The sequence below is a fragment of the Luedemannella flava genome, assembly GCF_039528515.1.
GTDB lineage: Bacteria > Actinomycetota > Actinomycetes > Mycobacteriales > Micromonosporaceae > Luedemannella > Luedemannella flava.
In genome coordinates, this window is record NZ_BAAALT010000004.1 from 42,920 (window position 1) to 68,477 (window position 25,558).

A 25,558-nucleotide genomic window follows, 5' to 3' on the forward strand; every position below is an offset into this window, starting at 1 on the left:
TGCGCGGAGGGGCCCAAAGCCTCTGAAGCCCAAGTGCCGATCGGATCGTTCAGGATGGTTCGGCGTGGGCCGGTGCGCCCGGCTCCGTCGAGCCCGTCGTTTGCTCGTACTGATCTGGTAAGACAACGATCGGGCATGTCACGTTCCGAACGCACTCCTCCGTCACGGAGCCGAGCACGGTGTGCCACGTTCGGCTGTGTCCGTGACTGCCGAGTACGAGCAGGTCCGCTCTGCGGGCGGCCGCGGTCAGCACGGTCGCGGCGCGGCCTCCCCACCTCGGTAGCGATGGGCACTCCACCGCGTTGGAACGCCGGAAGTTCTTCGATCTCACGGGCGAGTAGCTGCTCGGCGTACTCGCGGGCCTGCGCGACGCTGAGTGGCGCGCTGTGTTCATCACTGTGCCTCCTTCGCGAGCATGTAGCTGGCCGGATGCAACCTCAGTCGAACGCCGGGCGGTGCCCGGCGCCAGGGACTTCGGTCCTGGTCACCGGCACCTCACAGGGCAGGTCGACCGGCTCCACCGACTCGATCTCAACTCCAGCAACTACACCCGCGCCGGGCCGGCCGACACGCTGTGATCGGTCCAGCGTCCCTGTGACTACGTTGCGGGCGGCACCGCCGTTGGCATGAGGCTGAAGGCGCTTTCCTCCTCCTTCATGTTGTGCAGCCGCAGGATCGGCGGCAGCGCCCGCAGGGCGAGCGCGATCGCCACGATGTCGATCGCCTCCTGGGCCAGCGCACCGACGGCCGGGGGCAGCAGGCCCACCTCGGCGGCCGCCATGCCGATCAGCGACAGGCCCATACCGACCACCACCACACGGCGATTTTGACGACCGCGGACCAGGCCGCCGCGACCGGCGGCACGGCCGGAAGCCAGAGCAGGTCACGATCACCTTGGTGATCTACGACCTGCCCAACCGCGACTGCTCGGCCCTGGCATCCAACGGTGAGCTGCTCATCGCCAACAACGGCCTGGCCCGCTACAAGGCCGAGTACATCGACCCGATCGTGACGATCCTCAAGCAGCCGAAGTACTCGAGCCTGCGTATTGTCACGGTCGTCGAGCCGGACTCGCTGCCAACCTGGTGACGAACCTGAGCTTCCCCAAGTGCGCCGAGGCGCAGTCGACGGGGGCGTACATGGCTGGTGTCGCGTACGCGCTCGAACAGCTGCACTCGGTGAGCAACGTCTACACGTACGTGGACATGGCCCACTCCGGCTGGCTGGGGTGGGACAGCAACCTCAACCCGACCGTGCAGCTGTTCACCGACCTCGCCACGCAGGCCGGTGGCTTCGCGGCGATCGACGGGTTCATCTCGAACACCGCCAACACCACGCCCACCATCGAGCCGTACATGACCGCCACCCAGATGGTCGGCGGCAACCCCGTCCGCTCGGCGAAGTACTACCAGTGGAACCAGTACATCGACGAGCAGAGCTACGCCCTGGCCATGCGTACGGCCCTGATCGCCAAGGGCTATCCGACGACCCTGGGCGTGCTCATCGACACCAGCCGCAACGGGTGGGGCGGCTCAGCCCGACCGACCGGGCCGAGCACCTCGACGTCGCTGGAAACGTTCGTCGACGAGACCCGCATCGACCGGCGGTTCCACCGGGGCAACTGGTGCAACCCGTCCGGGGCGGGCCTCGGCGAGCGGCCGAAACCGGACGGGGCGAGCACCGACATCCCGAATGACGGGGGCAAGAAGTTCGACCGGATGTGCGACCCGACGTACACCGGAAACGCGCTCAACGGCAACAGCCCGACCGGGGCGCAGCCCGACGCGCCGCTGTCCGGCCAGTGGTTCGCGACCCAGTTCGCGCAGCTGGTGCAGAACGCCTATCCTCCGGTCTCCTGACCGGCGCGTCGGGCCGCCGCGCCCACTCGGCGGCCCGACGCGATAGGCGGCACCCGGACAGTGTGCGCCGGTCCTCCGTTCTCAGGGCCCTCAGGCGATCATCGCGGCCGCCCGCGCCGTGAGCGTGAGGCCAACGATCAGGACCAGGCCGGCCGTCGCGACCCGCGAGGTATGCCGCCATGAGCGCCGTAACGACCAGCGGGACGGCGACCTGCCGAAGCTGGGCCGCCGCCGCACGTGTTCGTCAGCCGATCTGGTGCACGGTCCACCGCATAGCCCCGGCCTCTACACCCGCTTGGGGACCTTGCCCGTGCGCGTGAACACGAACCGCATCACCTTGTGCGCGCCGTCGGCGGTGGGGTCGAACATCAGCGGGCAACCGCCGTCGATGACCGTGATCCCCTGCTTGCGTCCGAACTCGGTGGCCGCGTCGGAGACGCTGCCTGCGCCGAACGAACGGTGCATCCACACGTACTTGATGCCCAGTTCGGCGCACTCGCGCATGGTCGCCTCGGCGTAATCGGGCCTGGTGCCGATCACCACTGCCTCGACCCCACCGGGCACCGATGCCAGATCCGGGTAACACCGATCGCCCGCGACCTCGTTCGCGTTCGGATTGATTGCAGAGACCTCGTAGCCGCGCTCACGCAGTCGCTGGTATATAGCGTTGCTGCCGTGCCCCTGAGGATTGCGGGACACTCCGGTCACTGCGATGCGGCGGTGCGCTAGGAACTCCGCGGCGGCCACCTTCACCGTCACCATGGGTCGCCTCCTCTCGATCCTTCTACGGTCGATCCGGCCCGCGTCGCTCGACAAGGGACGGACGTCACCCGGCATGGGGCCGGTCGACCCGGACCGGCCGGGGTCGCCAAAGCACGCCGATTGTCACGGCCCAGGCGTGCACCAGCCGGGTGATTGGCCAGATGGCCATCAGGGCGAGCGCGGCAAGCGTGTGCAACTGCATCAGCACCGGGACGCCCGTCATGAGCGACGCATCGGGCCGAAGCACCAGCACGCCGCGGAACCAGACCGCCACCGTCTCCCGGTAGTCGTGGCCCTGCCCGAGCATGTTCACCCCGGCCTTGGCCCAGAGGCCGAGCAGGACCACGACCGCCAGCAGGGCGTACATGACGACGTCCGTCGCGGTGCTGCTCCGGCGCAGCGCCGACAGGTGGACCCGGCGGGCCACGAGCAGCGCCAGCCCGGCGACGATAACGACGCCGGCCAACGTGCCCGCAGTGACCGAGATCAGGTGATAGAACCGGTCACTGATACCGAGTGCCGCCGTCCACCTGCGCGGCACCAACAGTCCCAGCACGTGACCAACGAACACCGTGATCACGCCCAGGTGGAGCAACGATGGTGCTCCGTGGGGCACAGTCATCTGATGACTGTTCCCCACGGTGTGTGTCCGTCTGCGGCCTGTCCACAGTGAAGTGCGATTACTAGACGGCCCATCTTTGGTGGTCTATAAAGACATCTGATGTACCCGCCACCGCGTACCACGGAAGGAGATTCGTGAACCACAGAGTTCTGCTCCGCCCGGGCCTGGCGACCGTCCTTACCGCCGCCCTGTTCATGACCGGCTGCGCCACCAGGGACCCGTCCGGGGGCGGCAGTTCGGCGCCCACCGTCGGCGTCGACTACCCCCGTTCGGACACCGACTTCTGGAACTCCTACATCAAGTACGTCCCGCAGTCCGCCAAGGACCTGGGCGTCGAGCTGAAGACCAGCAACTCGCAGAACGACATCGCGAACCTCATCTCCAACACGCAGGCCTTTATCAGCCAAGGGGTCAAGGGCGTCGTCATGGCGCCGCAGGACACCGCCGCGATCGCGCCGACCCTCGACCAGCTGGCGACGAAGAAGATCCCGGTCGTCACCATCGACACGCGGCCGGACACCGGCAACGTCTTCATGGTCGTGCGGGCCGACAACCGGTCGTACGGAACGAAGGCCTGTCAGTTCCTGGGCACCAAGCTCGGCGGCAAAGGCAAGGTCGTGATGCTGCAGGGCGACCTTGCGTCGATCAACGGCCGTGACCGCACCGAGGCGTTCAACGAGTGCATGAAGAAGGACTACCCCGGCATCACGGTGTTCGGCGAGGCCGCCGACTGGAAGGCCGACGTCGCGGCGTCGAAGCTGCAGACGCGCTTCGCCTCCGACCCCGACATCAAGGGCATCTACATGCAGTCCTCGTTCGCGCTGTCGGGCACGCTGCAGATCCTCAAACAGCGCAACCTGCAGGTCCCGCCGACCGACCCGAAGCACGTCTTCGTCGTCTCCAACGACGGCATCCCTGAGGAGCTCAAGGACATCGGCGCCGGCCTCATCGACGCGACGGTGAGCCAGCCGGCCGACCTGTACGCGAAGTACGGCCTGTACTACGTGAAGGCGGCCATCGACGGTAGGACCTTCCAACCGGGCCCGACCGACCACGGCAGCACCATCATCAAGGTCCGCGACGGCGTGCTCGAGGACCAGCTCGCCGCACCGCTGGTGACCCTCGACGGCGCTCCCATCGGCGGCGCGCCGACGGTCAAGTTCGACGACCGGTCCCTGTGGGGCAACAACACATGAGTTCGACCGGGACCGACGGGCCGGTCGTCCGCGACCGGCCCGTCGCGCAGGCCGTCAACGTCACCAAACGGTTCGGGTCGACCGTCGCGTTGTCCGCGGTCAACCTGGTGGTGCGGCCAGGGGAGGTCCACGCGCTCGTGGGCCGCAACGGGGCCGGCAAGTCGACCCTCGTCAGCATCCTCACCGGCCTGCACGCGCCCGACGACGGCCACGTCACGTTCGACGACGAGGCCGCCCCTGCCGCCGCCGACCGCGACGGTTGGCGGCGACGCGTCGCGTGCGTGTACCAGAAATCAACCATCATCCCGACCCTGACGGTGGCGGAGAACCTCTTCCTCAACCGGCACACCCGTGGGTACGGCGGCCTGATCCGCTGGCCGGCCCTGCGCCGGGAAGCGGAGAAGCTGCTGGCCGCGTGGTCGCTCGACATCGATGTGCGCCAGCCGGCCGCGATGCTGTCGGTGGAGCAGCGGCAGTTCGTCGAGATCGCGCGGGCGTTGTCCGTCGGCGCCCGGTTCATCATTCTCGACGAGCCGACCGCGCAGCTCGACGCCGCCGGGATCAACCGGCTGTTCGGGCGGATCGACGACCTGCGCGCGCAGGGCGTCACCTTCCTGTTCATCAGCCACCACCTGCAGGAGATCTACGAGATCTGTGACCAGGTCACCGTCCTGCGCGACGCCCGCCACGTCCTCACCGCCGCCGTGGCCGACGTCGACCGCCCCACGCTCGTCGCCGCGATGACGGGGGAGGACGTCACGTTGCCGCAGGTCGCCCACCGGCCGTCGCTGGCCGGCGCGCCGGTCCGCCTGTCGGTACGCGACCTGGCCACGACATCCGGCGCCGAACTGTCACTGGAGGTCAAGGTCGGGGAGGTCGTGGGGATCGCCGGCGGCGGCAGCAGCGGCAAGGTCGACGTCGCGGAGGCGATCGTCGGCCTCGCCCGCCCGGCGCGCGGGACCGTCGTCCTCGACGGGCGGACGTTGCGCCCCGGCAGCGTGCCGGACGCCCTCGCGGCCGGCGTCGGGCTCGTGCCGCAGGACCGCCACCGCGAAGGGCTCGTACCGGCGCTGTCCGTCGCCGAGAACGTCACGATGACGGTGCCGCACCGCGTCGGGCGGTACGGCTTCATCTCGCCCGCCCGGCGCGACGCGCTCGCCCGGCAGACCATCGCCGACCTCGCGGTCAAGACCTCGGGCCCGCAGGAGAGCGTCGGCGACCTGTCCGGCGGCAACCAGCAGAAGGTCGTCATGGGTCGCGCGCTGGCCGGCGACCCGAAGCTCCTCGTGCTCATCGCCCCGACCGCCGGCGTGGACGTGCGCTCTAAGCAGACCCTGCTCGACGTCGTCGCCGACGTACGCCGGCGCGGCGCGACCGTGCTGGTCATCTCCGACGAACTGGACGACCTGCGCGTCTGCGACCGCGTCGTGGTGATGTTCGCCGGCCGCGTCACCGGCGAGTGGGCCCACGGCTGGACCGACAACGAACTGGTGGCCGCGATGGAAGGGGTCGGGTTCGACCATGTCTGAGACGCTGACCCCGCCCGTCCCGTCTCCGTCGGCCGCGCCGGACCGGCCGCGACGGCTGCCGGCGCTCGCGCGCCTGCGTGACCTCGCGCTCGTGCCCGCCATCGTCGCCGTCGCCGTGGTCGGGTTCATCGTGAACCCCGTCTTCCTGCAGCCGGACAACATCGTCAACGTGCTGCAGAGCATGTCGGAGATCTCCATCGTGGTGCTCGCGGAGACCATCGTGCTGATCTGCGGCAAGATGGACCTGTCGCTCGAGTCGACATTCGGGCTCGCCCCAGGGGTCGCGGCCTGGCTCATCGTCGATCCGGCGGTGACCCATGGCCTCGGTCTGCACGCCGTGCCCCCGGTCTGGGCGGTTCCCGTCGTCCTGCTGGTCGGGGCGCTCGTCGGCGCGTTCAACGGGTTGCTCATCGTCCGGTTCGGGCTCAACGGCTTCATCGTCACGCTCGGCATGCTCATCGTGCTGCGGGGCCTGTTGACCGGCATCTCCGGCGGGAAGACGTTCTTCGCGCTGCCGGAGTCGATGACCTACCTCGGTTCGGCGACCTGGCTCGGCGTACCGGCGTCGGTGTGGATCTCGGTGCTGCTGTTCGTGGCCGGCATTGTCGTCCTGGGCTACACCAGGCCCGGTCGCGCGCTGTACGCCATCGGCGGCAACGTCGACGCGGCCCGTGCCGCGGGCATCCGCACCGACCGGATCGTGTGGCTGACGTTGGTGGTCGCGGGCATGCTCGCCGCGCTGGCCGGCCTGCTCATCAGCGGCCGGCTCGCGGCCGTGCCGGCCGCGCAGGGCAACGGCGCGATCTTTCAGGTCTTCGCCGCGGCCGTCATCGGGGGAGTGAGCCTCAACGGTGGCAAGGGCACCGTGTTCGGCGCGTTCACCGGCGTACTCCTGCTTTTTATGATCATTAATGTGTTGACGTTGGCGGGCGTGCCCGCGCAGTGGACCAACTTCCTCAACGGCGCGGTCATCCTCGTCGCGCTGGTCGTCTCGCGCATCACCGGCGGAAAGGCGCAGACGTGACCGAGCGCGTCTCTTCAGTGGACGTCCACGACATCCGGTTCCCGACGTCGCGGGACCGCGACGGGTCGGACGCGATGAACCCGTTCCCCGACTACTCGGCCGCCTATATCGTGCTGCGCACGACGGCGGGTGCCGAGGGGCACGGGCTCGTGTTCACCGTCGGGCGCGGCACGGAGATCCAGGTCGCCGCCGTGCGGTCGCTCGCCTCCATGGTGCTGGGCCAGCCGGTCGCCGAACTCGTCGCGGATCCGGGCGCCCTCGCCCGCCGGCTCGTCGGCGACAGCCAGATCCGCTGGCTCGGCCCGGAGAAGGGCGTCGTCCACATGGCCGCCGGGGGACTGGTCAACGCGGTCTGGGACCTGGCGGCCCGGCGGGCCGGCAAGCCCCTCTGGAAGCACCTGGCGGACCTCAGCCCGGAACAGCTCGTGGCTCAGATCGACTTTCGGTACCTGCGTGACGCGCTCACCGAGGACGAGGCGCTCGACCTGGTGACCCGCGCCGCGGACGGACGTGCCGAGCGGGAGCGGCTGCTGCGCGCCGAGGGCTATCCCGCGTACACCACCACGCCGGGCTGGCTGGGGTACGACGACGAGAAGCTGGCCCGGCTCTGCGTGGAGGCGGTCGAGTCGGGGTTTGAGCTGATCAAGCTCAAGGTGGGCGGCGACCTCGCCGACGACGTGCGTCGGATGGACATCGCCCGGCGGGCGGTCGGGCCGAAGATCGGCATCGCGGTCGACGCCAACCAGGTGTGGGGCGTGCCCGACGCCATCGCCTGGATGCGCGAACTGCGCGCCTTCAACCCCTACTGGATCGAGGAGCCGACCTCGCCGGACGATGTGCTCGGCCACGCCGCGATCCGCGCGGCGCTCGCCCCGATCAGGGTCGCCACCGGCGAGCACACGCACAACGCCGTGATGTTCAAGCAACTGCTGCAGGCGGGCGCGGTGGACGTGGTGCAGATCGACGCGTGCCGCGTGGGCGGCGTCAACGAGAACCTCGCCATCCTGCTGCTCGCGGCGAAGTTCGGCGTACCGGTCTGCCCGCACGCCGGCGGTGTCGGCCTGTGCGAGATGGTGCGACACCTGGCCATGTTCGACTTCGTGGCGGTCAGCGGGTCGCTCGACAACCGCTACATCGAGTACGTCGACCACCTGCACGAGCACTTCGTGGACCCGGTACGCGTCCAACGCGGGCGGTACCTGGCGCCGACAGCGCCGGGCATGAGCGCCGAGCTCCACCCGGCCTCGCGGGACGCCTACCGGTTCCCGGACGGCCCCGAGTGGGCGGACGGACAGCGATGATCATCGACGCGCACCATCACCTCTGGCGGCCCGAGCGCGGCTACCGTTGGCTCGACGAGCCGGGCCTCGAGTCCATCCGCCGCGCGTTCACCCCGGCCGATCTCACGGCCGAACTGGACGCGGCCGGCGTGGACGCCACGGTTCTCGTCGAAGGGGGTCGCTGCCACACCGACGAGGCGGCCGAGTTCCTGGCGTACGCGGCGGACACGGCGTCCATCGCCGGCGTGGTCGCCTGGATCGACGTCGCCGCGCCGGACCTCGCCGCGACCGTCGCGTGCTACCGCCGCCAGCGCGGCGGGGACCTGCTCGTGGGCCTGCGTTCCCAGGTGCAGGGTGAGGCCGATCCCGACTACCTCGACCAGCCGGCGGTCCGGCGCGGTCTGGCCGAGATCGGCGCCGCGGGACTCGCCTTCGATCTGGTCATCCGCGCCGACCAGTTGCCCGCGGCCGCGCGCGCGGCGCGGGCGCTGCCGCAGGTCCGGTTCGTGCTCGACCACCTGGGCAAGCCGCGCATCGATCAGGGCGCGGCCGGCCTGCGGGGCTGGCGTGACGCGTTCGCGGCGCTGGCCGGCCAGCCCAACGTCGCCTGCAAGCTGTCCGGGATGGTCACTGAGGCCGGCCCCGACTGGACCGTCGACGCCCTGCGGCCGTTCGTGGCCGCTGCGGTCGAGGAGTTCGGCCCGCGACGTCTGATGTTCGGCTCGGACTGGCCGGTCTGCCTGCTCGCCGCGTCCTACGGCGACGTGCTGGCGGCACTGGAGCAGGCGCTGCCCCCGCTGCCCGCCGCGGACCGGCGGGAGATCTTCGCGGGTACGGCCACCCGCGTCTACGGCCTGCCCGGCCGGCTCAACCGATGATCGGCCTACGACGTCGCGTCGTCGGCCCGGCCCGCGACCACGGCGCGCAGCCACGCCTCGGACGTGTTGACGTGCAGCAGGGCGCTGGCGTGCGCCAGCAGCGGGTCCCGCGAGCGCAGCGCCAGGTAGATGCTGTGGTGTTCGTCGATCGTCTTGTGGGCCGCCCTGCCCTCGATGAGCCCTCGCCACACCCGCGCCCGCACCGTACGGCTGGACAGGCCGTCCAGCAGGGACGTGAGCGTCTCGTTGCCGGTGGCCGCGACCACGGTGTGATGGAACGCCGTGTCGAATCCGATGAGCTTCTCGTGGTCGTCCGCCGCGGCCCGCATGTTGTCGAGGATCGTGCTCAACTCGTCGAGGTCCGCCTCGGACATCCGCACGGCGGCCACGCTGGTGGCCACCGGCTCCAGCATGCGGCGGACCTCCATCACTTCCAGCAACGTGTCGTCGCGCAGCAGGTCCACCGCGAGACCGACGCCCTCCAGCAGCAACCGGGGAGCGAGGCTGGTGACGTACGTGCCGTCGCCGCGGCGCACGTCCAGCACCCGGGCGGACTCGAGGACCTTCACCGCCTCCCGCATGCCCCCGCGCGAGAGCCCCATCTGCGCCGCGAGTTGCGGCTCGGGTGGCAGCCTCGCGCCCGGCGGAAGCTCACCGCTCTGGATCATGAGCCGGATCTTCGCGATGGCGTCGTCGGTCAGTGCCACGAGGTCCCTCTCAGCCGGGTCGCACATTCCGAACATCACTATAGAGACATCGGACGTTTATCACGCTGGCCCCAGCGGCCGTCCGGAAGACAACGCCCCCGGAAGGAATGAGGAATGCAACGGATCGGCTCCATCATCCGGCTGCGCCCGGAGCATCGCGACACCTACCTCAAGTTGCACGCCGAGGTCTGGCCGAGCGTCGAGCAGACCCTGCGCGACGCGAACATCCGCAACTACACCATCTTTCTCCACGACGACCTGTTGATCGGCTATTACGAGTACGTGGGGGACGACTTCGACGCTGACATGGAACGCATCGCCGCCGATCCGCAGACCCAGCAGTGGTGGAAACTCACCGATCCCTGCCAGGAGTCCGTCGCGGAGCCCGGCAGCGGGCACTGGTGGGCTCCCATGCGCGAGATCTGGCACCTGAGCGACGACGCGGCCTGACGACGGAGCTCAGGTTCGCAGCGTCCACTTCTGGTTGGCCCCGCCGTTGCACTGCCAGAGGATGAGCCTGGTTCCGTTGGCGGTGGCGGCGCCGTTGGCGTCGAGGCACAGGCCGGACTGGACGCCGGTGATCGTGCCGTCGGTGTTGACGTTCCACTGCTGGTTGGTCTGGCCGTTGCAGTCCCAGATGATGACCTGGGTGCCGTTGGTGGTGCCGCGTCCGGACGCGTCGAGGCACTTGGTGCCGTACACCTGCAGTTGCCTGCCGGACGTGTAGGTCCAGGCCTGGTTGGTCTGGCCGGTGCAGTCCCACAGTTGGAGCTGGGTGCCGTTGGTCGTGGTGCTGTTCGGCACGTCCACGCACCGACCCGACTGCGCACCGACGATCGGGGCGCCCTGGCCGCCGCCACCCGTCGGGGGCAGCACCGTGATCGTGAAGGTGTCGCTGGCGTTGGGGTGCGCCACGGTGACCGTCGTCGCGTTGCCCGACAGCGTCACGACGCTGTCGCGCACCGTGGACGGACCCGTGACGGCGCCCCCGTTGTTGTACGGGATGCTCTGTACGACGACGCGGACCTGGTTGTTCTGCACGAGGCCGCTGACGGCGTCGAGGCGCTGCAGGTTGACCGCGACGTTGCCGGTCGTGCGGGCGCCGCCGACGAGCACCTTCGCCGAACCGGACGCCCTGGTGGCGAACGCGTCATAGTTGCCGCTCGGGGTGACCGACGCGATCTCGCCCGTCTGGTTGGCGTAGAAGTTGTACACCCACCACTCGCCCTTGGTCTGGTACTGCCCGCTGGAGTTACGGGTCAGCAGGCTGGCGAGGTCGTTGTGCAGGTTGGCGCCGCCGGCCCAGTTGGCGCGCAGGCCGTCCGCGCCGGCCCGCTCCAGCCGGGCGATGTACCACGCGCCCGCACCGGGGTTCTGCTCGCTGGCCGCGCCGTACTCGTTGATCTGGTACGGCCTGGGGTGGGCGATGCCGCGCGCGTTCAACGTGGTGTTGGCCGTGGCGACGTTGGACACCGGGTCGCCGGGCAGCGAGTGCCAGCTGACGATGTCGGGGACGACGTTGTTCGCCTTCACGTAGTCCAGGTACTGCGTCCACCAGCCGCTGGTCGACGGCACGCCGGCGAAACTGGGACCGACGATGAGCATGTTCGGGAACGTGGCGCGGATGCGCTGGTAGGTGCGTCGCCACAGCTCGAAGTACTGCGACTGGGGCCGGTTCCAGAAGATCGTGATGTTCGGCTCGTTCCAGATGTCCCACTGGACCGTGATCCCGGCGGCCTTCACGTCGTTGAACAGCCGGGTCAGGAAGTTGTCGTAGTCGGTCCAGTTGCCGTTGTCGCCCGGGTACCGGCTGATGGAGGCGCCGTCGGCGCCCCAGAGGTCGTGGGGGAGCAGGATGAACGTGCCGCCCAGGCTGCTCGTGCGCCGGGCCTGGGCGACGGTCGCGTTCCACCGGCGGTCGTAGCCGCCGCCGACCCAGCCGCCGCCGGACAGCTGCGCGCCGCCGGCCCGCATGGCCTGGAACCTGACGTCGCGGAAGTAGCTGTCGGGCGGGTTGGCGCCGTTCTCGGTCATGCCGTAGATCCAGCCGGACGCTCGGTAGGTCGGTGTGCCGCTCGTGGTGGCGAAGTTGACGGTGAGGGACTCGTCGGCCGCGAGGGCGGGCTGGGCGACCGTCACGGCGTACCCGGCGACGAGGGACAGCGCGGCGGCGATGACGGCCGGCTTACGCCAGCGGTGGATTCGTGGGACATGCACCGGTATCTCCTCCGTCGACCAGCGACGTACGGGTGGACTTTCGAGCGCTGACGTCACCGGACCTGATAGTCGAATCGATTCGTTCGAACGGTAGGGCAGGGCGTCAGAACGTGTCAAGAATGTCGATGTGTGCGCACGGCGCCAGGGGCGGGACTCGCCACGAATCGATTCGGCACGCAACCTCCCCATACATCGTCGGTCGTCACTGGTTGACGTCACTCGTATGACGTACTACGTTGCGCACCAGCGCCCGCTGGCGCGCACGTCCCGATCCGACGCTGGAGTCAACGATGAAGCGACCCGCATCACTGCTCGTGGTGGCGCTCGCCGTGCTGGCGCTCGGCGTCGGGCCGGCCCACGCGGCGACCGTGACCATCACGCCGGGTGCGGTGTGGACGGACACCTCCGGCGGTGTGATCCAGGCCCACGGCGAGGGCGTCACGAAGGTCGGCGGCACGTACTACTGGATCGGCGAGGACAAGACCAACGGCTCGCCGTTCCAGAACATCCGGTGCTACTCGTCGACCGACCTGAGGAACTGGACGTTCGTCGGCAACCTGTTGACCCGCCAGTCCAGCGGCGACCTGGGCCCGAACCGCGTCGTCGAGCGGCCCCACGTCATCTACAACGCCGCCACCGCGACGTACGTGATGTACATGCACATCGACAACTCGAGTTACACGGAGCGAAAAGCCGGGGTCGCGACGAGCTCCAGCGTGTGCGGCAGCTACACCTACCGGGGCAGCTTCAAGCCGCTCGGCCATGACAGCCTCGACGACAACCTGTTCCTGGACGGCTCGACGGCGTACCTCCTCAGCGAGGACCGCACGAACGCCAAGTTGCAGATCTACCGGCTGTCCGCGGACTTCCTCAGCGTCGCGGCGCTGGTGAAGACACTGCCGCAGTACGAGTCGCCGGCCATGGTCAAGGTCGGTGGCACGTACTTCCTGTTCGGCTCCCATCTGACGGGCTGGAACACCAACGACAACCAGTACGCCACGGCCACCTCGATCGAAGGCACGTGGAGCTCGTGGCGCAGCTTCGCCCCGGCGGGGACGAACACGTGCAACTCGCAGGTCACCACCATCCTGCCGGTGACGGGCAGCGCCGGCACCAGCTACGTCTACCTGGGTGACCGGTGGAACCCCGGCAACCTCACGGACTCCCGCTACGTCTGGCTGCCACTGACGATCAGCGGCACGACCGCGTCGATGACCTGCCAGACGAGCTGGACGATCGACGCGGCGACCGGGTCGATCGGCTCCGGCGGCGCGACCTACTACCGGATCACGGCCCAGCACAGCGGCAGGGTCATGGACGTGTACGGCGTGTCCACGACCGACAGCGCCGAGGTCAAGCAGTGGAGCTGGAACGGCGGCGCCAACCAGCGGTGGGCGTTCGAGGACGCGGGCGGCGGCTACTACCGCGTCGTCAGCCAGAACAGCGGCAAGTGCCTCGACGTGTCCGGCGCGTCCACCGCCGACGGCGCCAACATCATCCAGTACACCTGTACCGGCGGCGCCAACCAGCAGTGGCAGTGGCGTGCCACGGGCAGCTACTTCCAGCTCGTGGCACGGCACAGCGGCAAGTGCCTCGACGTGGTGTCCGCCGACACCGCCGACGGTGCCGACATCCAGCAGTACGCCTGCGGCAGCGGCGCCAACCAGCAGTGGACCCGCGCGGTGCCGTAGCCGCGCCGGTCAGCCGGAGCGGGCGGGGCCGGTCGAGGACCGCAGCGCGATCGGTGGTGACAACAGCACGTGCCGTGCAGCCGACTCCGGCTCCGCAATGCGCTCCAGCAGCAGCTCCACCGCCCGGGAACCCATATCGTGGGCGGGCACGTCGGCCGCGGTCAACGGCGGATGGAAGTCCTCGGCCCAGTGCTGTGCCACGACCCCGGTGACGGAGAAGTCGCGCGGGATGCGCAGCCCGGCGTTGTCGAGCGCCCGCTGCACGCCGCGCAGGGCGGCCTCGTTGATGGTGGCGATGGCCGTGACGTCGGGATGCTCGGCGAGCAGTCGCCGCGTGGCCGCGTGCCCGGCAGGGGCGTCATCGGCGCAGCACAGCGACATGCCGGAGATGCCGCGCTCGGTGATCGCCTCGGTGAATCCCGCGAGCGCCCGGTGGCCGGGACCGTAACCCGAAGCGACGAGCTCCTGCGAACGGTTGATCAGGGCGATGTGCCGGTGGCCGAGGTCGGCCAGGTGGTGCACGCACCGGCCGATGAGGTGGGCGTAGTCGACGTCGACCCAGGACAGGCTGTCGGGCTGTGCGGTGCGGCCGATGGTCACGAACGGGATCCGGGTCTGTTGGAGGCGGGCCACCCTGGCGTCCTCCAGCCGGATCTCCATCACTATGACGCCGTCAACGCGCTGTCCGGTGACGAGGCGTTCGAAGGACCGGTCGTGGTCGCCGCCCGACGGGGACAGCAGCACGTCGAGATCCACGCGCGCGGCGGCCTCCACGACGCTGGCCACGAAGCCCAGCTGCATGTCGGTCAGGGCCCGACTGGCGGGTGGGATGACGAGGCCCAGGGTGCGGGTGCGGCCCTCCTTGAGGGCGCGGGCGGACGCGTTGGGCCGGTAGCCCGACTCGGCGATGACCCGTTCGATGCGTTTGCGGGTCTTGTCCGACACGGCCCGTCGTCCGGTGAGCGCGTAGGAGACGGTGCTCCGCGACACACCGGCCAGGCGTGCGATCTCGCCGATATTCACCGGATCTCCCTGCGAATAACTGTTACATCGTGGGCGCTGCGCGCGTCGGGTGCTCGCCATCCTATGCGAATCGATTCGCGATGGCGACCATGCGGCCCGGCCGCGTTGCGGGCGCCGCGAAGCGTTCCGCGTCGTTCCACATTGACCACCGAGGGCTGGCGTCCTATCGTCGGTCGAATCGATTCGCCGAATCGATTCGACCGACATCTGACGGCACCGCTACGTTCCACCGGCTGATGAAGGGACATCCATGCGCTCACCGATGACCGGACGCGCCATCGCCGTGATCCTGGCCGCGCTCGCCGCCGGCGCAACTGTGGCGTGCACCCCGACCGGCGGCGACAGTTCGGCGAAGACCAGCTACACGATCTGGGACCCCTACCCCCAGTACGACAGTGGCTCCGACTGGGTCGCGCTGCTCAACAGGTGCGGCACGGACGCGGGCGTCACCGTCACCCGCACCAGCTTCGACACCACCGACCTGACCACCAAGGTGCTGCTGGCCGCGCAGCAGGGCACGGCCCCCGACGTCCTGATCGTCGACAACCCGGTCATCTCCACCCTGGCCGAGGCCGGCGTGCTCGCCTCCGCCGACGACACGTCGCTCGACACCACCGCCATCCCGCCCAACCTGCTCGGCGCCGGGCAGAGCGCAGGCAGGACGTACGGCATCCCGATCGGCGCGAACACCCTGGCGCTGTACTACAACAGGTCCGTGCTCGCCGCCGCCGGCGTCGACATCGCCTCGGTCACCGACTGGGCGTCCCTGACCAGCGCACTGGCCAAGGTGAAGGCCGCGGGCAAGAAGGGGATCACGTTCTCGGCGATCGGCACCGAGGAGGGCAGCTTCCAGTTCCTGCCGTGGTTCTGGGGCGCGGGCGCCAACCTCACGAAACTCGACTCCGCGCAGGCGGTGGCGGCACTGGCGCTGTGGACCGACTGGCTCAAGCAGGGCTACGCGCCCAACTCGGTCATCAACAACACCCAGACCACCAGCTGGCAGGAGTTCGCCACCGGCGACTACGCCTTCGCCGAGAACGGCACGTGGCAACTCGGCAACGCCAAGAAGACCGGTTTCGAGTACGGGATCATCCCCGTTCCCGCGACGAACGGCGGCACCGCCCCGGCACCCACGGGCGGCGAGTTCGTCAGCGTGCCCGTGCAGAAGGACACCGGGCGCTACGCCACCACCCGCAAACTCGTGGCGTGCCTCGCCTCGACGGAGAACTCACTGGCCACCGTCACCGCGCTGAACTACGTCGCGCCGACGGAGGCGGTCCAGGCCAAGCAGGTCGCCGCCAACCCCGAGCTGAAGGTGTGGGTCGACGCGGTCAAGGTCGCCAAGGGTCGCACCGGTGACAACCTCGGCACCAGGTACCCGAAGATCTCGCAACCGTTGTGGACGGCCGTGCAGGCCGCGCTGAGCGGGTCGAAGACACCGCAGGCGGCCCTGACCGAGGCCCAGACCGCCGCCGCGGCGGCGACGAAGTGACCCGGGGGCGGGGTACCTCCACGCTGACCGCGTGGGCGTTCCTCGCCCCGGTCACGATCTACCTGATCGCCTTCTACGCCTACCCGCTCTACCGCAACGTCGACCTCAGCGTGCGCCACTACACCGTCCGGTCCTTCGTGTACGGCGACGCGTCCTTCATCGGCCTGGACAACTACCGGACGGTCATCGACAACCCGACATTCGCGCCGGCGCTCGCCCACACCGCCGTGTTCACCCTGGTATCGCTGGCGATGCAGTTCTCCATCGGCATGGCGCTCGCGCTGTTCTTCGCCCGGCACTTCCCGCTGTCCGCCACGTTGCGGGCGCTGTTCCTCGTCCCGTGGCTGCTGCCGCTGATCGTGTCGGCGTCGACCTGGTCGTGGATGCTCAACAGCGACTCGGGCATCGTCAACGCCGCACTGGGCCTGATCGGCCTCGGCCCCGTCAACTGGCTCACCTCGCCGGCCTGGTCGCTGCCCTCGGTCACCATCGCCAACATCTGGATCGGCGTCCCGTTCAACCTGGTGGTGCTCTATAGCGGTCTCCAGGGCATCCCGCCGCAGCTGCACGAGGCCGCCACGCTCGACGGCGCGTCGGGCTGGCAGCGGTTCTGGCGGGTCACGTTCCCCCTGCTACGCCCGGTATCCGTGATCACGCTGCTGCTCGGGCTCGTGTACACCCTCAAGGTTTTCGACCTCATCTGGATCATGACCCGGGGCGGCCCGGTGGACTCCTCGACCACCCTCGCCACCTGGTCCTACCGGTTGGGCTTCGGCAATGCCCTGCCCGCGTTCGGGCCCGGTGCCGCTGTCGGCAACCTCCTGATCATTTTGGCGGTCGTCTTCGGCCTGCTCTATGTCCGGGTCCAGCGGAGGCGGGAGCTATGACCGCGAAGGCGGCCTGGTGGAAGACCGCGATCGGCCTGGGTCTCACGGCGGTCATGCTCTTCCCGGTCTACTGGATGATCAATGTGTCGTTCACCGAGGACCAGCGGATGCGCAGGAGCCCACCCGACTGGTTGCCGGTGAACGGCACGCTGGACGGCTACCGGGCGGTCATCGACCAGCAACTGCCGTACCTGGGCACGAGCCTGATCGTCGGGGTGGCGACGGTCGCGGCCACCCTCGCGATCGCCGCTCCGGCCGGCTTCGCGCTGGCCAGGCTGCGCCCCCGCGGCGCAAACGCGCTCACGTTCGCGCTGCTGGTCGCACAGATGATCCCCGCGATCATCATGGCGATGGGCTACTACGCCTTCCTGCTCAACGTCGGCATGCTCAACACCCTGTCCGGACTGGTCATCGCGGACACCACCATCGCCGTGCCGTTCGCCGTCCTCATCTACACCGCGTTCATGGCCGGCATACCCGGGGAACTGCTACAGGCGGCCGCCGCCGACGGTGCCGGCGTCGTGCGTACGTTCTGGTCGGTGGTGATGCCCGTCAGCCGCAACGCGACGGTCACGGTGTCGCTGTTCACGTTCCTGTGGGCGTGGTCGGACTTCGTCTTCGCCAGCACGCTGGACAGCGGCGGCACGCTGCGCCCGATCACGCTGGGCATCTACCACTACATCGGCAACAACAACCAGGATTGGAACGCCATCATGGCGACCGCGGTCGTGGCGTCGGTTCCCGCGACCGTTCTGCTTGTCCTCGCCCAGCGATACGTCACCGCGGGCGTCACCGTCGGCGCGGTCAGGGACTGACTCAGGTGCGACAGAGAGGCTCGACATGACCGTCGCCCCGCGGGGACCGGTGTTCAGTCTGGCGGAGATCCCGTTCTCCTACAGCGGATCCTGGTTCAACTTCTCACCGGTCATCGCCGAGCGGACGCGTGCGGACGACGTTCATCTCGTGTCCCACCAGACCGGCCTGCACCCCATCCTGCGGCTGGTGCCCGTCGCGACCGCCGGCGACCGGCAGCGCCTGCACACGACCGTGCAGGCCACCCCGGCGCTGCTGACCTGGCAGCACCCGAGCGGCGTCGTGTCGCTGGCCTACGAGAACCATGACACCGTGCGGATCACCGGCACGGGCACGGATCTGCTGGTCACGGCCGCGAACGTCTCCCTCACCCCGTTCAGCGGTCCCTACTTCCTCCGGGATCCGGTCGACGGGGCCCACCTGTTCACGGTGTACGAGTCCGGCCGCCGTTACCGCGTCAGCGTCATCGCCGGCCGCCTCGCTGAGGTCACCGGGGGACAGGCGCTGGGGGTCACGGACCGGGGCGTCGTGTGCACCGGTGACGGCGGGCCGTGGGAGATCGCGATCGAGGAGTACGGGACCGCCCGTGGCCCGTACCGTGCCGGGGCGTCGTTCGACGAGGTGCACCGCGGGGCCGAGGCCGCGTTCGGCGCGTTCGTCGACGACGTCGCACCGTGGCGCGACGAGTCGACGCCGGCCGCCGAGCTGGCCGCGTACGTGTTGTGGTCGGCGACCGTCCGGCCCGGAGGATTCCTCGCCCGTCCCGGCGTACTGATGTCCAAGCACTGGATGAACAAGATCTGGAGCTGGGACCACTGCTTCAACGCGCTCGCACTCGCGGCGGGACGGCCGGAGCTGGCCTGGGACCAGTTCCAGATCCCGTTCGACCACCAGGACCCCAGCGGCGCGCTACCCGACTCGGTCGCCCACTCCGAGATCCTGTACAACTTCGTCAAACCGCCCATCCACGGCTGGGCCCTGCGCCTCCTACGCGGGCAACTCGTCATCGACCCCAGCGAACTGCGGGCCACCTACCGGAGGCTGGCCGACTCGACCCGGTTCTGGCTGGCCCACCGCCGGGCACCGGGCAGCCCGCTGGCGCACTATCAGCACGGCAACGACAGCGGCTGGGACAACGCCACGACCTTCGACCCCGAACGCGTCATCGAGTCAGCGGACCTCGCCGCGTTCCTCGTGCTGCAACAGCGCGAGCTGGCCGACGTGGCCACCCAACTCGGACAGCACGAGGACGCGGCTGCCTGGCGGCGAGGCGCGGAGCGGATGTACGCCGGCCTGATCGAACAGCTGTGGAACGGGCAGCGGTTCCACGCCCGTGGCGTGTTGTCGGGCGACACGTGGACCAGCAGCAGCCTGCTCGACCTCATGCCGATCGTGCTGGGCGCCGAGCTGGATCCCGCCGTCGGCGACACGCTGGCCCGGCACATCGCGGCACATCTCACCCCGTACGGGCTGGCCACCGAACTACCCACGTCGCCGCACTACGGGGCCGACGGCTACTGGCGCGGGCCGGTCTGGGCGCCTGCCACGGTGCTCATCGAGGACGGGCTGCGCCGCGCCGGGCACGGGGACCTCGCCGACGACATCAGCGCGAGGTTCCGGGCGCTGTGTGAGAAGTCCGGCTTCGCCGAGAACTTCGACGTGCTGACCGGCGCGGGGCTGCGCGACCGCGCGTACACCTGGACGGCGAGCGCGTACCTGATCCTTGCCGCGGCCCACCGCGAGCGCGAGCGGCAGCGCTGACGCCGCAGGTCGCGGCGCAACCAGCCCAGCGCTTTGCCACACTCTCCGTGATCGTCGATACTACTCCGGACGATCGATACGATCGGGGGCAGCCTTGTTGTCGAACGATTGATGACTCATTGATCAATGGTGGAGTAGCGCACATCGATGTGCCTAGCCACGGAAGTCATCTCGTCGGACCTGCGCCGGGCCGCAGGAAATCGAAAGCGACCGCACCATGGTCGTTGTCGGCGAACTGTACGCCATACGATTCTCCCCAGAAATCCGCGCGACGAACAACATGGCCACCAGCAGGGAAGGGGCCGTTGCCAAGATCATAATAATAGACGTCGGTTTGGGTGGAGGCGATGTTGATGCATACATGGAACCACCCGCCGGTTACGTCATTTACGCCTACCACAAGCATGCGCCGATCGGTGGTCAATGGCACGAGCACCGAATGGCCGGGGCCCAATCTGACGCTTTCGTTGGACGTTTCAAACATTCCAAGGATTTGCCCGGCCGCCGATAGGCAGTCCTCTGGCGTGAACTCGCCAACGTAGGTTCCGGCAAATGTTCGGATGACGTGGCCCCCAGCAAAATAGTGCCCGGCGACCCGCTGTCCTGTCATGCTCACACTGGTGACCTCGGCCTTTAGGCTCACTTCGTCCGCCGACGTCAAAACGGGGAAGAGTATAGGCAACAGACCGAACGCGTAGACGAGTCTTGGTAGTTGGTTCATCACTCGCCTCCTTGGAGTCGAGGACGTGCTTTGTTTTTTCACTGATTCGCTCCGACGGAACACACGCAAGATGACGGCTCTTTCTAAGAGTTGTCCCAGTAAAGCGTGTCCGCGCCAGTTCCGAGTCTAGTCCGGCATCCTCCGGACAGGGGGAATTCGACGAAATCCAAGCTGTCCTCGATGGGCGACGTAGTGGTCACCCTGGCCGGGTGAGTCTGGCCTGAGTCATCGCCAATTAATTGCGCTTCCGAGGCCTAGCCTTTGCCGATTGGCCCTTTGGTTCGGACTGCCGGACTCCGCGATTGCCGGCGGCGGAACACCTCACCCTGTGGGGCAACGCACCGTCGTTCGCGCACGAGGGCGGCTGGTGGACTTCGCCCACGGGTCCTGCCTCGACCTCGCCCAGTTGTGCGGCAGCGTCTTCCTGTGCTCGGTGGGCGCCGGGCGGTACTCGCTCGACGCCCACGTGCGGCGCACCGTGCTCGCCGACCCGCGTCGCGCCGGCCGCGGCCGCCTATTGCATCAAATCGGTTTGATGTAATGTACGGGTGTGGCATCGGAGTCACCCGGCACCAGCGTGCCGCCCAGCTTCGTGACCGCCGTCGGGCACCCCGTGCGGTGGCGGCTGCTCGGTGAGTTGGCCCGCGGTGACCTCGCTGTGCACGAGTTGACCGCGTTGCTCGGTCAGCCGCAGAACCTGGTCTCGTACCATCTGCGCAAACTTCGCACGGTCGACTTGGTGACCGCCCGGCGCAGCAGCGCGGACGGCCGCGACACCTACTACTCGCTGGACCTCGCCCACTGCGGGGATCTGCTCGCCGCCGCCGGCGCCGCACTGCACCCCGGGCTGGCGCTCGGTCGTCCGACGCCCGCCGGCTCAGCGGGCGGGCGGGTGCTGTTCGTCTGTACGGGCAACAGTGCGCGCTCCCAGATGGCCGAAGCGCTGCTACGGCACCGCACCGCGGGTGCTGTGGAGGCTTACAGTGCCGGCAGTCGGCCCAGGCCGATCCATCCGCACGCGGTGACCGCGCTGGCGGCGCGCGGCATCGACCTGGCCGGGGCCCGGCCCAAACACTTCGACGAGGTGACCGGTCAGTCGTTCCACTATGTGATCACGTTGTGTGACAAGGTCAAAGAAATCTGCCCTGAGTTCCCCGACCATCCGCGACCGGTGCACTGGAGCATCCCGGACCCGGTCAACGACCCCGATGGCCTGGCAGCGTTCGAACGGGTCGCCGACAACCTCGCCGCCCGCATCGAGTTCCTGCTGCACGCCCTCGCCGACCAGCAGAGGAAGGCCTCATGACCAGCCCTACCGACGACGGCACCGTCAGCGTGCGTTACCTGGTCGACGACGTGGCCGCCGCGATCGACTTCTACACCACCCACCTCGGGTTCGCGTCGATCAGCACGTTCCTGCCAGCGTTCGCCGACGTCCGCCGCGGCAACCTACGGCTGCTGCTGTCCGGCCCGGCCAGCTCCGCCGGCCGGGCCATGCCCGACGGGCGCCGTCCGCACCCCGGCGGCTGGAACCGTATCCACCTCATCGTCGCCGATATCGACGCGGAGGTGACCCGGCTGCGTGGGGCCGGCATCGCGTTCCGCAGCGACGTCATCACCGGCCCGGGTGGCAGACAGATCGTCCTGGACGACCCGGCGGGCAACCCCGTCGAGCTCTTCGAGCCCGCCCGTCACTGAGGTACCCGCCATCCAGCACCGCGCGAATCTGGGCGCCGTTGACCACGCCGTGCGGAGGGGAAGGCGGCCGGGGCGACTCGCGGCGACCATCGCCACCGCGACGATGGCCCACTGCCGTGTGGCTGGAACCACGACAAGGCTGGGACAAAACGGTCAGACGCGCGGCAGGGGGTTCGCGCTACGTGGAGCTCGCCGTCGCGGTGCGGCGGGCACGGGTGGGCGGTGACGCGGCCGGGGCGGGCCCGGTTGATTCCCGTACGACCAGCTCGGGCTGGAAGACGATCTGCTGGTGGGCGTGGCGTTTGCTGTTCTGCGCCTCCTCGATGAGCAGTTGGGTGGCCGTGCGGCCCATGTTCTGCTTCGGCTGCGCGATGGTGGTCAGGGCCAGGGCGCTCTGCTCGGCCAGCTCGATGTCGTCGTAGCCCACGACGGAGACGTCGTGGGGGATGCGTACGCCGGCGCGCAGCAGGACCGCGGTGAGGCCCAGGGCGACCAGGTCGTTGCCGCAGACGATGCCCGTGCCGGGGAGGGTGCCGGTGGCGAGGAGGCGGTCGCCGATCAGGCGGCCGTCGCTGGTGTTGCCCTTGACGCCCTGCTCGATGACGGTGAGGGCCTCGGGCGGCAGGCCGTGGCGCGCCATCGCGCGGTGCACGCCCGCGAGGCGTTCCTGGTACTGCCGGACGGTCAGCGAGGCGGTGGCGAAGACGAGGCTGCGGTGGCCGAGGGAGATGAGGTGCTGCGCGGCCAGCTCGCCGCCGGCGATGTCGTCGGCGCGCACGGAGCAGTAGTTGGCCCGGGCGCTCTCGACCAGGACGACGGACGTGTTGCGTTGGCGCAGCCAGTCGATCTTCGAGGTCCCGTTGTCGACGGCGCTGATGAGCACGCCGAGGACCCGCTGCTCCTCGAGCACCTCCAGGTAGCGCTCCTCCTTCTCGCGGTCCTCGTCCGAGTTGCACAGGATGACGAGCAGTTCGTGCTCGCGGGCGACCTCCTCGGCGCCGCGCGCCAGCTCGGTGAAGAAGGGGTTGGCCACGTCCAGCACGACCAGCCCGATCGTGCGGGCACGCCCGCTGCGCATGAGCGCGGCCCCGGCGTTGCGGACGAAGCCCAGCTCATCGATGGCGCCGCGGATCCGTTCGCGCGTCGCGGCGGCCACCGAGTTGGGACGGTTCAAATAGTTGCTCACCGTGCCCAGACTGACGCCAGCCGCCGCCGCTACGTCCCGAATTGTCGGGGATGAGCCGCCTGATTCGGCACCAGCGGCGCTGTTCGGGCGACTCGACTGACTCATGAAATCTCCCGTTAACGTATTGACTGGCCTGCGGCGGCGGAGCTCGCGTACCGATTGCGATTGAAACGGTACAGCTCCGGTGAGCCCGGCTCAACCCCTCATCTGCGCGGTCGCCCTGCACCGGTGGCCGAACACCCCGTTGAACTCTTTTATCTGGGAGCTCCGATGTGGCTCGTCCACACCGTACGACGTGGCCGCGCGGTTCCGGTTCCGGCACCTTCACCGCTGCCGAGGTGGCGGCGGGTAGCGGACCGTACCAGGTCGAACCGCTGTTCGCGGTGCCCAAGACGCTGCCGAAGAAAGTGCCGGATCGCGAACGTCATGAACAGCGCCGTCTACAACCAGATCACCAAGGACGGCGCTAAAGTCGTCATGATCGATGGAACGTTCCCAGACGTGCCGCGCTGCGGCGTCCCGGACGAGCAGGTCGGCCAGCTCGCCATCAAGCAGCTCGGCGAGCCCGCCAAGGCGAAGATCGCCGGCGACTGGAAGGGCAAGAAGCTCCTCATCGCCGGCATGACCGCGCCGAACTGCGGCCCGTGCGACGCCCGCGTGAAGGCCGCCTTCGCGCAGGCCAAGGCCGACTTGGGCGTGGGCGACGGGGACACGTTCATGCTGACCCCGGCCGGCCAGGACCCGACCTCGGCCTCGCAGTCGACGTTCGCCGACTTCCTCACCGCGCACCCGGACAACGTCGTGCTCCGGTGCTCGACCGGGTCTTCGGTTACGAGGTGGAGGACCCGGCGCGCTGGGAGTCCGGCGGGGGCAGCGAGCTGACGCTGCGCTGGTGGCGCTACATGGCCGAGATCATGCCCAGCAACCCGGACAGCTCCCCGCTCGCCGACGAGGTCCGGGAGGTGTTCCACCTCGATCAGCCGCGCCGTGGCGGCACGCGCGGGATCCACGCGGGAACGGCCAGCCGGTACGCCTCGTACTCGGCGCCGTACTGTTGCGCGAGCGTCGGTTCCTCGTACCACCGCACGAAGGCGGCCGTGACCGCCCAGAAGAACCCGGCGTACAGGATGAGTTCCCACCGGGCGAAGAGCAGGGCCTGTCCGACGATGACGACCAGCAACCCCGCGTACATCGGGTTGCGAACGTACCGGTTGAAGCCCGCCACGACCAGGTGCGTCGTCGGCGCCGCCGGCATCGGCGTGCCGCCGGCCCGCGCGAAGCGGGCGAACGCGGCGACGGGTGGGATCAGCCCGACCACGATGAGGACGCCGCCGAGCACCATGAGGGCGACCGGGTAGGTGTCCGGATCGGGCAGCCGCCACCGGGTGACGAACCACGGGCCGAGCCCGACCACCGTGCCCGGGGCGGCCACGAAGAACGCCGCGCTGCCCAGGGCCGCCGACAGTTGACGCATCCACAGGTCCTTACTTGACCACGATCAGGTTGAGGGTTCGTGGACCGTGGACGCCCTCGACGCGGTTGAGCTCGATGTCGCTGGTCGCCGAGGGACCACTGATCCAGGTCTGCGGCCGCCCAGGGTCCAGCCGTCGCAGTGCCTCCGCTACCGTCCCGACGATCTGGTCGGACGTGACGACGCAGATGTGGCGGTCGGGGAGCAGGGTGAGCGCCCGACGGCCCTGGGCCACTCCGGCGTCGAGGATCACCGTGCCGGTCAGCGCGATGGCGACCGCGGCGCCGGTGAGCACGCCGTCGACGCCGTCCAGCTCGTCCGTCCGCAGTGGCGGATCGTCGGTGACCGTGTCGAGGCCCGCGATCCAGGCGGGCGGAAGGTCGGCGGGGACCGCGAGACGGCGGCCGTCGGCGGCGCGCGCGACCGCCTCCGGGAGGGCCTCCGGGTCGGTGATGGTCACGGTCGCCCGGTACTCGGCGGCCCGCTCCGCGAAGAGCGCCACGATGTCGACGTCGCCGGGGAGCTCCCGCGCGTACTCCCGAGGAGTTGAAAGGGTTGGCGGGCGGTCGGCGAGGGCCGTGCGGACGCGGGTGAGGATCTCGTCGCGGGCCGTCATCGTGGGCTCCTTGTTGCGCGCCACCAGCGGCGGAACGACTGGCGGGCGGGTGGGGTGAGGTCGCGGGCGCCGAACCAGGCGCCCACCCAGCCGGGGCCGCGCAGGCGCAGGCGGCGGGCCCGGCC

26 protein-coding genes and 1 pseudogene are annotated in these 25,558 nt (G+C 69.2%); 16 read left to right on the plus strand and 11 right to left on the minus strand.

What is annotated here, in order from left to right; genetic code table 11:
- Positions 1-49 precede the first annotated feature (49 nt).
- Both ABD211_RS33830 and ABD211_RS01825 read right to left on the minus strand, forming a co-directional pair.
- Complete coding sequence (locus tag ABD211_RS33830) at positions 50-394, minus strand: universal stress protein (RefSeq protein WP_425560315.1); 345 nt, start codon at positions 392-394, stop codon at positions 50-52.
- A gap of 204 nt (positions 395-598) precedes the next feature.
- Complete coding sequence (locus tag ABD211_RS01825; RefSeq protein WP_344125465.1) at positions 599-817, minus strand: hypothetical protein; 219 nt, start codon at positions 815-817, stop codon at positions 599-601.
- 80 nt (positions 818-897) lie between these two features.
- On the opposite strand from ABD211_RS01825, the pseudogene ABD211_RS01830 reads away from it, so the two are divergent.
- Positions 898-1,859: pseudogene (locus ABD211_RS01830) on the plus strand (glycoside hydrolase family 6 protein).
- A gap of 285 nt (positions 1,860-2,144) precedes the next feature.
- On the opposite strand, the gene ABD211_RS01835 reads toward ABD211_RS01830, so the two are convergent.
- Positions 2,145-2,621: a CoA-binding protein gene (locus ABD211_RS01835; RefSeq protein WP_344125467.1), complete on the minus strand. Its 477-nt coding sequence runs from the start codon at positions 2,619-2,621 to the stop codon at positions 2,145-2,147.
- A 64-nt stretch (positions 2,622-2,685) separates the two neighbouring features.
- Positions 2,686-3,243 carry a respiratory nitrate reductase subunit gamma gene (gene narI, locus ABD211_RS01840; RefSeq protein ID WP_344125469.1) on the minus strand — a complete coding sequence of 186 codons (558 nt, stop codon included), beginning with the start codon at positions 3,241-3,243 and terminating at the stop codon, positions 2,686-2,688.
- Between the two features lie 134 nt (positions 3,244-3,377).
- Here narI and ABD211_RS01845 point away from each other — a divergent pair, with 134 nt between their 5' ends.
- From ABD211_RS01845 to ABD211_RS01865, 5 genes are read left to right on the plus strand one after another with little or no spacing between them, the layout of a single operon-like run.
- Positions 3,378-4,439, plus strand: coding sequence for a sugar ABC transporter substrate-binding protein (locus ABD211_RS01845; protein ID WP_344125471.1), 1,062 nt, complete (start codon positions 3,378-3,380; stop codon positions 4,437-4,439).
- Positions 4,436-5,968: a sugar ABC transporter ATP-binding protein gene (locus tag ABD211_RS01850; protein ID WP_344125473.1), complete on the plus strand. Its 1,533-nt coding sequence runs from the start codon at positions 4,436-4,438 to the stop codon at positions 5,966-5,968. Before ABD211_RS01845 ends, ABD211_RS01850 begins: the two co-directional genes overlap by 4 nt.
- Positions 5,961-6,992 carry an ABC transporter permease gene (locus ABD211_RS01855; protein WP_344125475.1) on the plus strand — a complete coding sequence of 344 codons (1,032 nt, stop codon included), beginning with the start codon at positions 5,961-5,963 and terminating at the stop codon, positions 6,990-6,992. Before ABD211_RS01850 ends, ABD211_RS01855 begins: the two co-directional genes overlap by 8 nt.
- On the plus strand, positions 6,989-8,293 hold the full coding sequence (locus tag ABD211_RS01860) for an enolase C-terminal domain-like protein (protein WP_344125477.1): 1,305 nt from the start codon (positions 6,989-6,991) through the stop codon (positions 8,291-8,293). The genes ABD211_RS01855 and ABD211_RS01860 overlap by 4 nt, the downstream gene beginning before the upstream one ends.
- A complete protein-coding gene (locus ABD211_RS01865; RefSeq protein WP_344125479.1) occupies positions 8,290-9,150 on the plus strand; it encodes an amidohydrolase family protein in 861 nt (286 codons plus the stop codon). The genes ABD211_RS01860 and ABD211_RS01865 overlap by 4 nt, the downstream gene beginning before the upstream one ends.
- Before the next feature lie 5 nt (positions 9,151-9,155).
- Here ABD211_RS01865 and ABD211_RS01870 read toward each other — a convergent pair whose 3' ends face one another.
- Complete coding sequence (locus ABD211_RS01870) at positions 9,156-9,857, minus strand: FadR/GntR family transcriptional regulator (protein WP_344125481.1); 702 nt, start codon at positions 9,855-9,857, stop codon at positions 9,156-9,158.
- A 114-nt stretch (positions 9,858-9,971) separates the two neighbouring features.
- Between ABD211_RS01870 and ABD211_RS01875 the strand changes: the two genes are divergently transcribed.
- Positions 9,972-10,307: an L-rhamnose mutarotase gene (locus ABD211_RS01875; protein WP_344125483.1), complete on the plus strand. Its 336-nt coding sequence runs from the start codon at positions 9,972-9,974 to the stop codon at positions 10,305-10,307.
- A gap of 9 nt (positions 10,308-10,316) precedes the next feature.
- Here the strand turns inward: ABD211_RS01875 and ABD211_RS01880 are convergent, their stop codons facing one another.
- Entirely contained in the window at positions 10,317-12,074 is a 1,758-nt protein-coding gene (locus ABD211_RS01880; protein ID WP_344125485.1) for an RICIN domain-containing protein, read from the minus strand.
- Between the two features lie 290 nt (positions 12,075-12,364).
- Here ABD211_RS01880 and ABD211_RS01885 point away from each other — a divergent pair, with 290 nt between their 5' ends.
- On the plus strand, positions 12,365-13,765 hold the full coding sequence (locus ABD211_RS01885) for an RICIN domain-containing protein (RefSeq protein ID WP_344125487.1): 1,401 nt from the start codon (positions 12,365-12,367) through the stop codon (positions 13,763-13,765).
- Positions 13,766-13,774: 9 nt separating this feature from the next.
- Here ABD211_RS01885 and ABD211_RS01890 read toward each other — a convergent pair whose 3' ends face one another.
- Complete coding sequence (locus tag ABD211_RS01890; RefSeq protein ID WP_344125489.1) at positions 13,775-14,788, minus strand: LacI family DNA-binding transcriptional regulator; 1,014 nt, start codon at positions 14,786-14,788, stop codon at positions 13,775-13,777.
- 262 nt (positions 14,789-15,050) lie between these two features.
- Here ABD211_RS01890 and ABD211_RS01895 point away from each other — a divergent pair, with 262 nt between their 5' ends.
- The 4 genes from ABD211_RS01895 to ABD211_RS01910 are packed head-to-tail and all read left to right on the plus strand — an operon-like array spanning position 15,051 to position 19,741.
- Complete coding sequence (locus ABD211_RS01895; protein WP_344125491.1) at positions 15,051-16,280, plus strand: sugar ABC transporter substrate-binding protein; 1,230 nt, start codon at positions 15,051-15,053, stop codon at positions 16,278-16,280.
- Entirely contained in the window at positions 16,277-17,167 is an 891-nt protein-coding gene (locus ABD211_RS01900; RefSeq protein ID WP_344125493.1) for a carbohydrate ABC transporter permease, read from the plus strand. The genes ABD211_RS01895 and ABD211_RS01900 overlap by 4 nt, the downstream gene beginning before the upstream one ends.
- The gene (locus ABD211_RS01905; RefSeq protein ID WP_344125495.1) at positions 17,164-17,982 is read left to right on the plus strand and encodes a carbohydrate ABC transporter permease; all 819 of its coding nucleotides are present in this window, start codon (positions 17,164-17,166) and stop codon (positions 17,980-17,982) included. The genes ABD211_RS01900 and ABD211_RS01905 overlap by 4 nt, the downstream gene beginning before the upstream one ends.
- A 25-nt stretch (positions 17,983-18,007) precedes the next feature.
- Positions 18,008-19,741 (plus strand): amylo-alpha-1,6-glucosidase, encoded by a 1,734-nt coding sequence (locus tag ABD211_RS01910; RefSeq protein WP_344125497.1) that lies wholly within the window; start codon positions 18,008-18,010, stop codon positions 19,739-19,741.
- Positions 19,742-19,907: 166 nt separating this feature from the next.
- Here ABD211_RS01910 and ABD211_RS01915 read toward each other — a convergent pair whose 3' ends face one another.
- Positions 19,908-20,462 (minus strand): hypothetical protein, encoded by a 555-nt coding sequence (locus tag ABD211_RS01915; RefSeq protein ID WP_344125499.1) that lies wholly within the window; start codon positions 20,460-20,462, stop codon positions 19,908-19,910.
- A gap of 367 nt (positions 20,463-20,829) precedes the next feature.
- On the opposite strand from ABD211_RS01915, the gene ABD211_RS01920 reads away from it, so the two are divergent.
- Genes ABD211_RS01920 through ABD211_RS01930 form a run of 3 tightly spaced genes read left to right on the plus strand, consistent with a single transcriptional unit; the run spans position 20,830 to position 22,160 of the window.
- Positions 20,830-21,003, plus strand: coding sequence for a hypothetical protein (locus ABD211_RS01920; RefSeq protein ID WP_344125500.1), 174 nt, complete (start codon positions 20,830-20,832; stop codon positions 21,001-21,003).
- A 9-nt stretch (positions 21,004-21,012) separates the two neighbouring features.
- Complete coding sequence (locus tag ABD211_RS01925) at positions 21,013-21,768, plus strand: metalloregulator ArsR/SmtB family transcription factor (RefSeq protein WP_344125502.1); 756 nt, start codon at positions 21,013-21,015, stop codon at positions 21,766-21,768.
- Positions 21,765-22,160 carry a VOC family protein gene (locus tag ABD211_RS01930; RefSeq protein ID WP_344125504.1) on the plus strand — a complete coding sequence of 132 codons (396 nt, stop codon included), beginning with the start codon at positions 21,765-21,767 and terminating at the stop codon, positions 22,158-22,160. The genes ABD211_RS01925 and ABD211_RS01930 overlap by 4 nt, the downstream gene beginning before the upstream one ends.
- Before the next feature lie 178 nt (positions 22,161-22,338).
- Here the strand turns inward: ABD211_RS01930 and ABD211_RS01935 are convergent, their stop codons facing one another.
- Positions 22,339-23,451: a LacI family DNA-binding transcriptional regulator gene (locus ABD211_RS01935; protein ID WP_344125506.1), complete on the minus strand. Its 1,113-nt coding sequence runs from the start codon at positions 23,449-23,451 to the stop codon at positions 22,339-22,341.
- 321 nt (positions 23,452-23,772) lie between these two features.
- Between ABD211_RS01935 and ABD211_RS01940 the strand changes: the two genes are divergently transcribed.
- On the plus strand, positions 23,773-24,228 hold the full coding sequence (locus ABD211_RS01940) for a hypothetical protein (protein WP_344125508.1): 456 nt from the start codon (positions 23,773-23,775) through the stop codon (positions 24,226-24,228).
- Between the two features lie 94 nt (positions 24,229-24,322).
- On the opposite strand, the gene ABD211_RS01945 is transcribed toward ABD211_RS01940, so the two are convergent.
- Both ABD211_RS01945 and ABD211_RS01950 read right to left on the minus strand, forming a co-directional pair.
- Positions 24,323-24,820 carry a methyltransferase family protein gene (locus ABD211_RS01945; protein ID WP_344125510.1) on the minus strand — a complete coding sequence of 166 codons (498 nt, stop codon included), beginning with the start codon at positions 24,818-24,820 and terminating at the stop codon, positions 24,323-24,325.
- Positions 24,821-24,830: 10 nt separating this feature from the next.
- Positions 24,831-25,433, minus strand: a complete 603-nt coding sequence (locus tag ABD211_RS01950) for a LutC/YkgG family protein (protein WP_344125512.1) — start codon at positions 25,431-25,433, stop codon at positions 24,831-24,833.
- Between the last annotated feature and the right edge of the window lie 125 nt (positions 25,434-25,558).

Excerpts from the sequence above, each read along its gene's own strand:
- ABD211_RS01865 (WP_344125479.1), top strand. The coding sequence starts at position 8,290 with ATGATCATCGACGCGCACCATCACCTCTGGCGGCCCGAGCGCGGCTAC.
- ABD211_RS01875 (WP_344125483.1), top strand. The coding sequence starts at position 9,972 with ATGCAACGGATCGGCTCCATCATCCGGCTGCGCCCGGAGCATCGCGAC.
- ABD211_RS01915 (WP_344125499.1), bottom strand. The coding sequence starts at position 20,462 with ATGAACCAACTACCAAGACTCGTCTACGCGTTCGGTCTGTTGCCTATA.
- narI (WP_344125469.1), bottom strand. The coding sequence starts at position 3,243 with ATGACTGTGCCCCACGGAGCACCATCGTTGCTCCACCTGGGCGTGATC.
- ABD211_RS01910 (WP_344125497.1), top strand. The coding sequence starts at position 18,008 with ATGACCGTCGCCCCGCGGGGACCGGTGTTCAGTCTGGCGGAGATCCCG.
- ABD211_RS01885 (WP_344125487.1), top strand. The coding sequence starts at position 12,365 with ATGAAGCGACCCGCATCACTGCTCGTGGTGGCGCTCGCCGTGCTGGCG.
- ABD211_RS01905 (WP_344125495.1), top strand. The coding sequence starts at position 17,164 with ATGACCGCGAAGGCGGCCTGGTGGAAGACCGCGATCGGCCTGGGTCTC.
- ABD211_RS01950 (WP_344125512.1), bottom strand. The coding sequence starts at position 25,433 with ATGACGGCCCGCGACGAGATCCTCACCCGCGTCCGCACGGCCCTCGCC.
- ABD211_RS01835 (WP_344125467.1), bottom strand. The coding sequence starts at position 2,621 with ATGGTGACGGTGAAGGTGGCCGCCGCGGAGTTCCTAGCGCACCGCCGC.
- ABD211_RS01930 (WP_344125504.1), top strand. The coding sequence starts at position 21,765 with ATGACCAGCCCTACCGACGACGGCACCGTCAGCGTGCGTTACCTGGTC.
- ABD211_RS01895 (WP_344125491.1), top strand. The coding sequence starts at position 15,051 with ATGACCGGACGCGCCATCGCCGTGATCCTGGCCGCGCTCGCCGCCGGC.
- ABD211_RS01855 (WP_344125475.1), top strand. The coding sequence starts at position 5,961 with ATGTCTGAGACGCTGACCCCGCCCGTCCCGTCTCCGTCGGCCGCGCCG.
- ABD211_RS01945 (WP_344125510.1), bottom strand. The coding sequence starts at position 24,820 with ATGCGTCAACTGTCGGCGGCCCTGGGCAGCGCGGCGTTCTTCGTGGCC.
- ABD211_RS01850 (WP_344125473.1), top strand. The coding sequence starts at position 4,436 with ATGAGTTCGACCGGGACCGACGGGCCGGTCGTCCGCGACCGGCCCGTC.
- ABD211_RS01940 (WP_344125508.1), top strand. The coding sequence starts at position 23,773 with ATGAACAGCGCCGTCTACAACCAGATCACCAAGGACGGCGCTAAAGTC.
- ABD211_RS33830 (WP_425560315.1), bottom strand. The coding sequence starts at position 394 with ATGAACACAGCGCGCCACTCAGCGTCGCGCAGGCCCGCGAGTACGCCG.
- ABD211_RS01935 (WP_344125506.1), bottom strand. The coding sequence starts at position 23,451 with ATGAGTCAGTCGAGTCGCCCGAACAGCGCCGCTGGTGCCGAATCAGGC.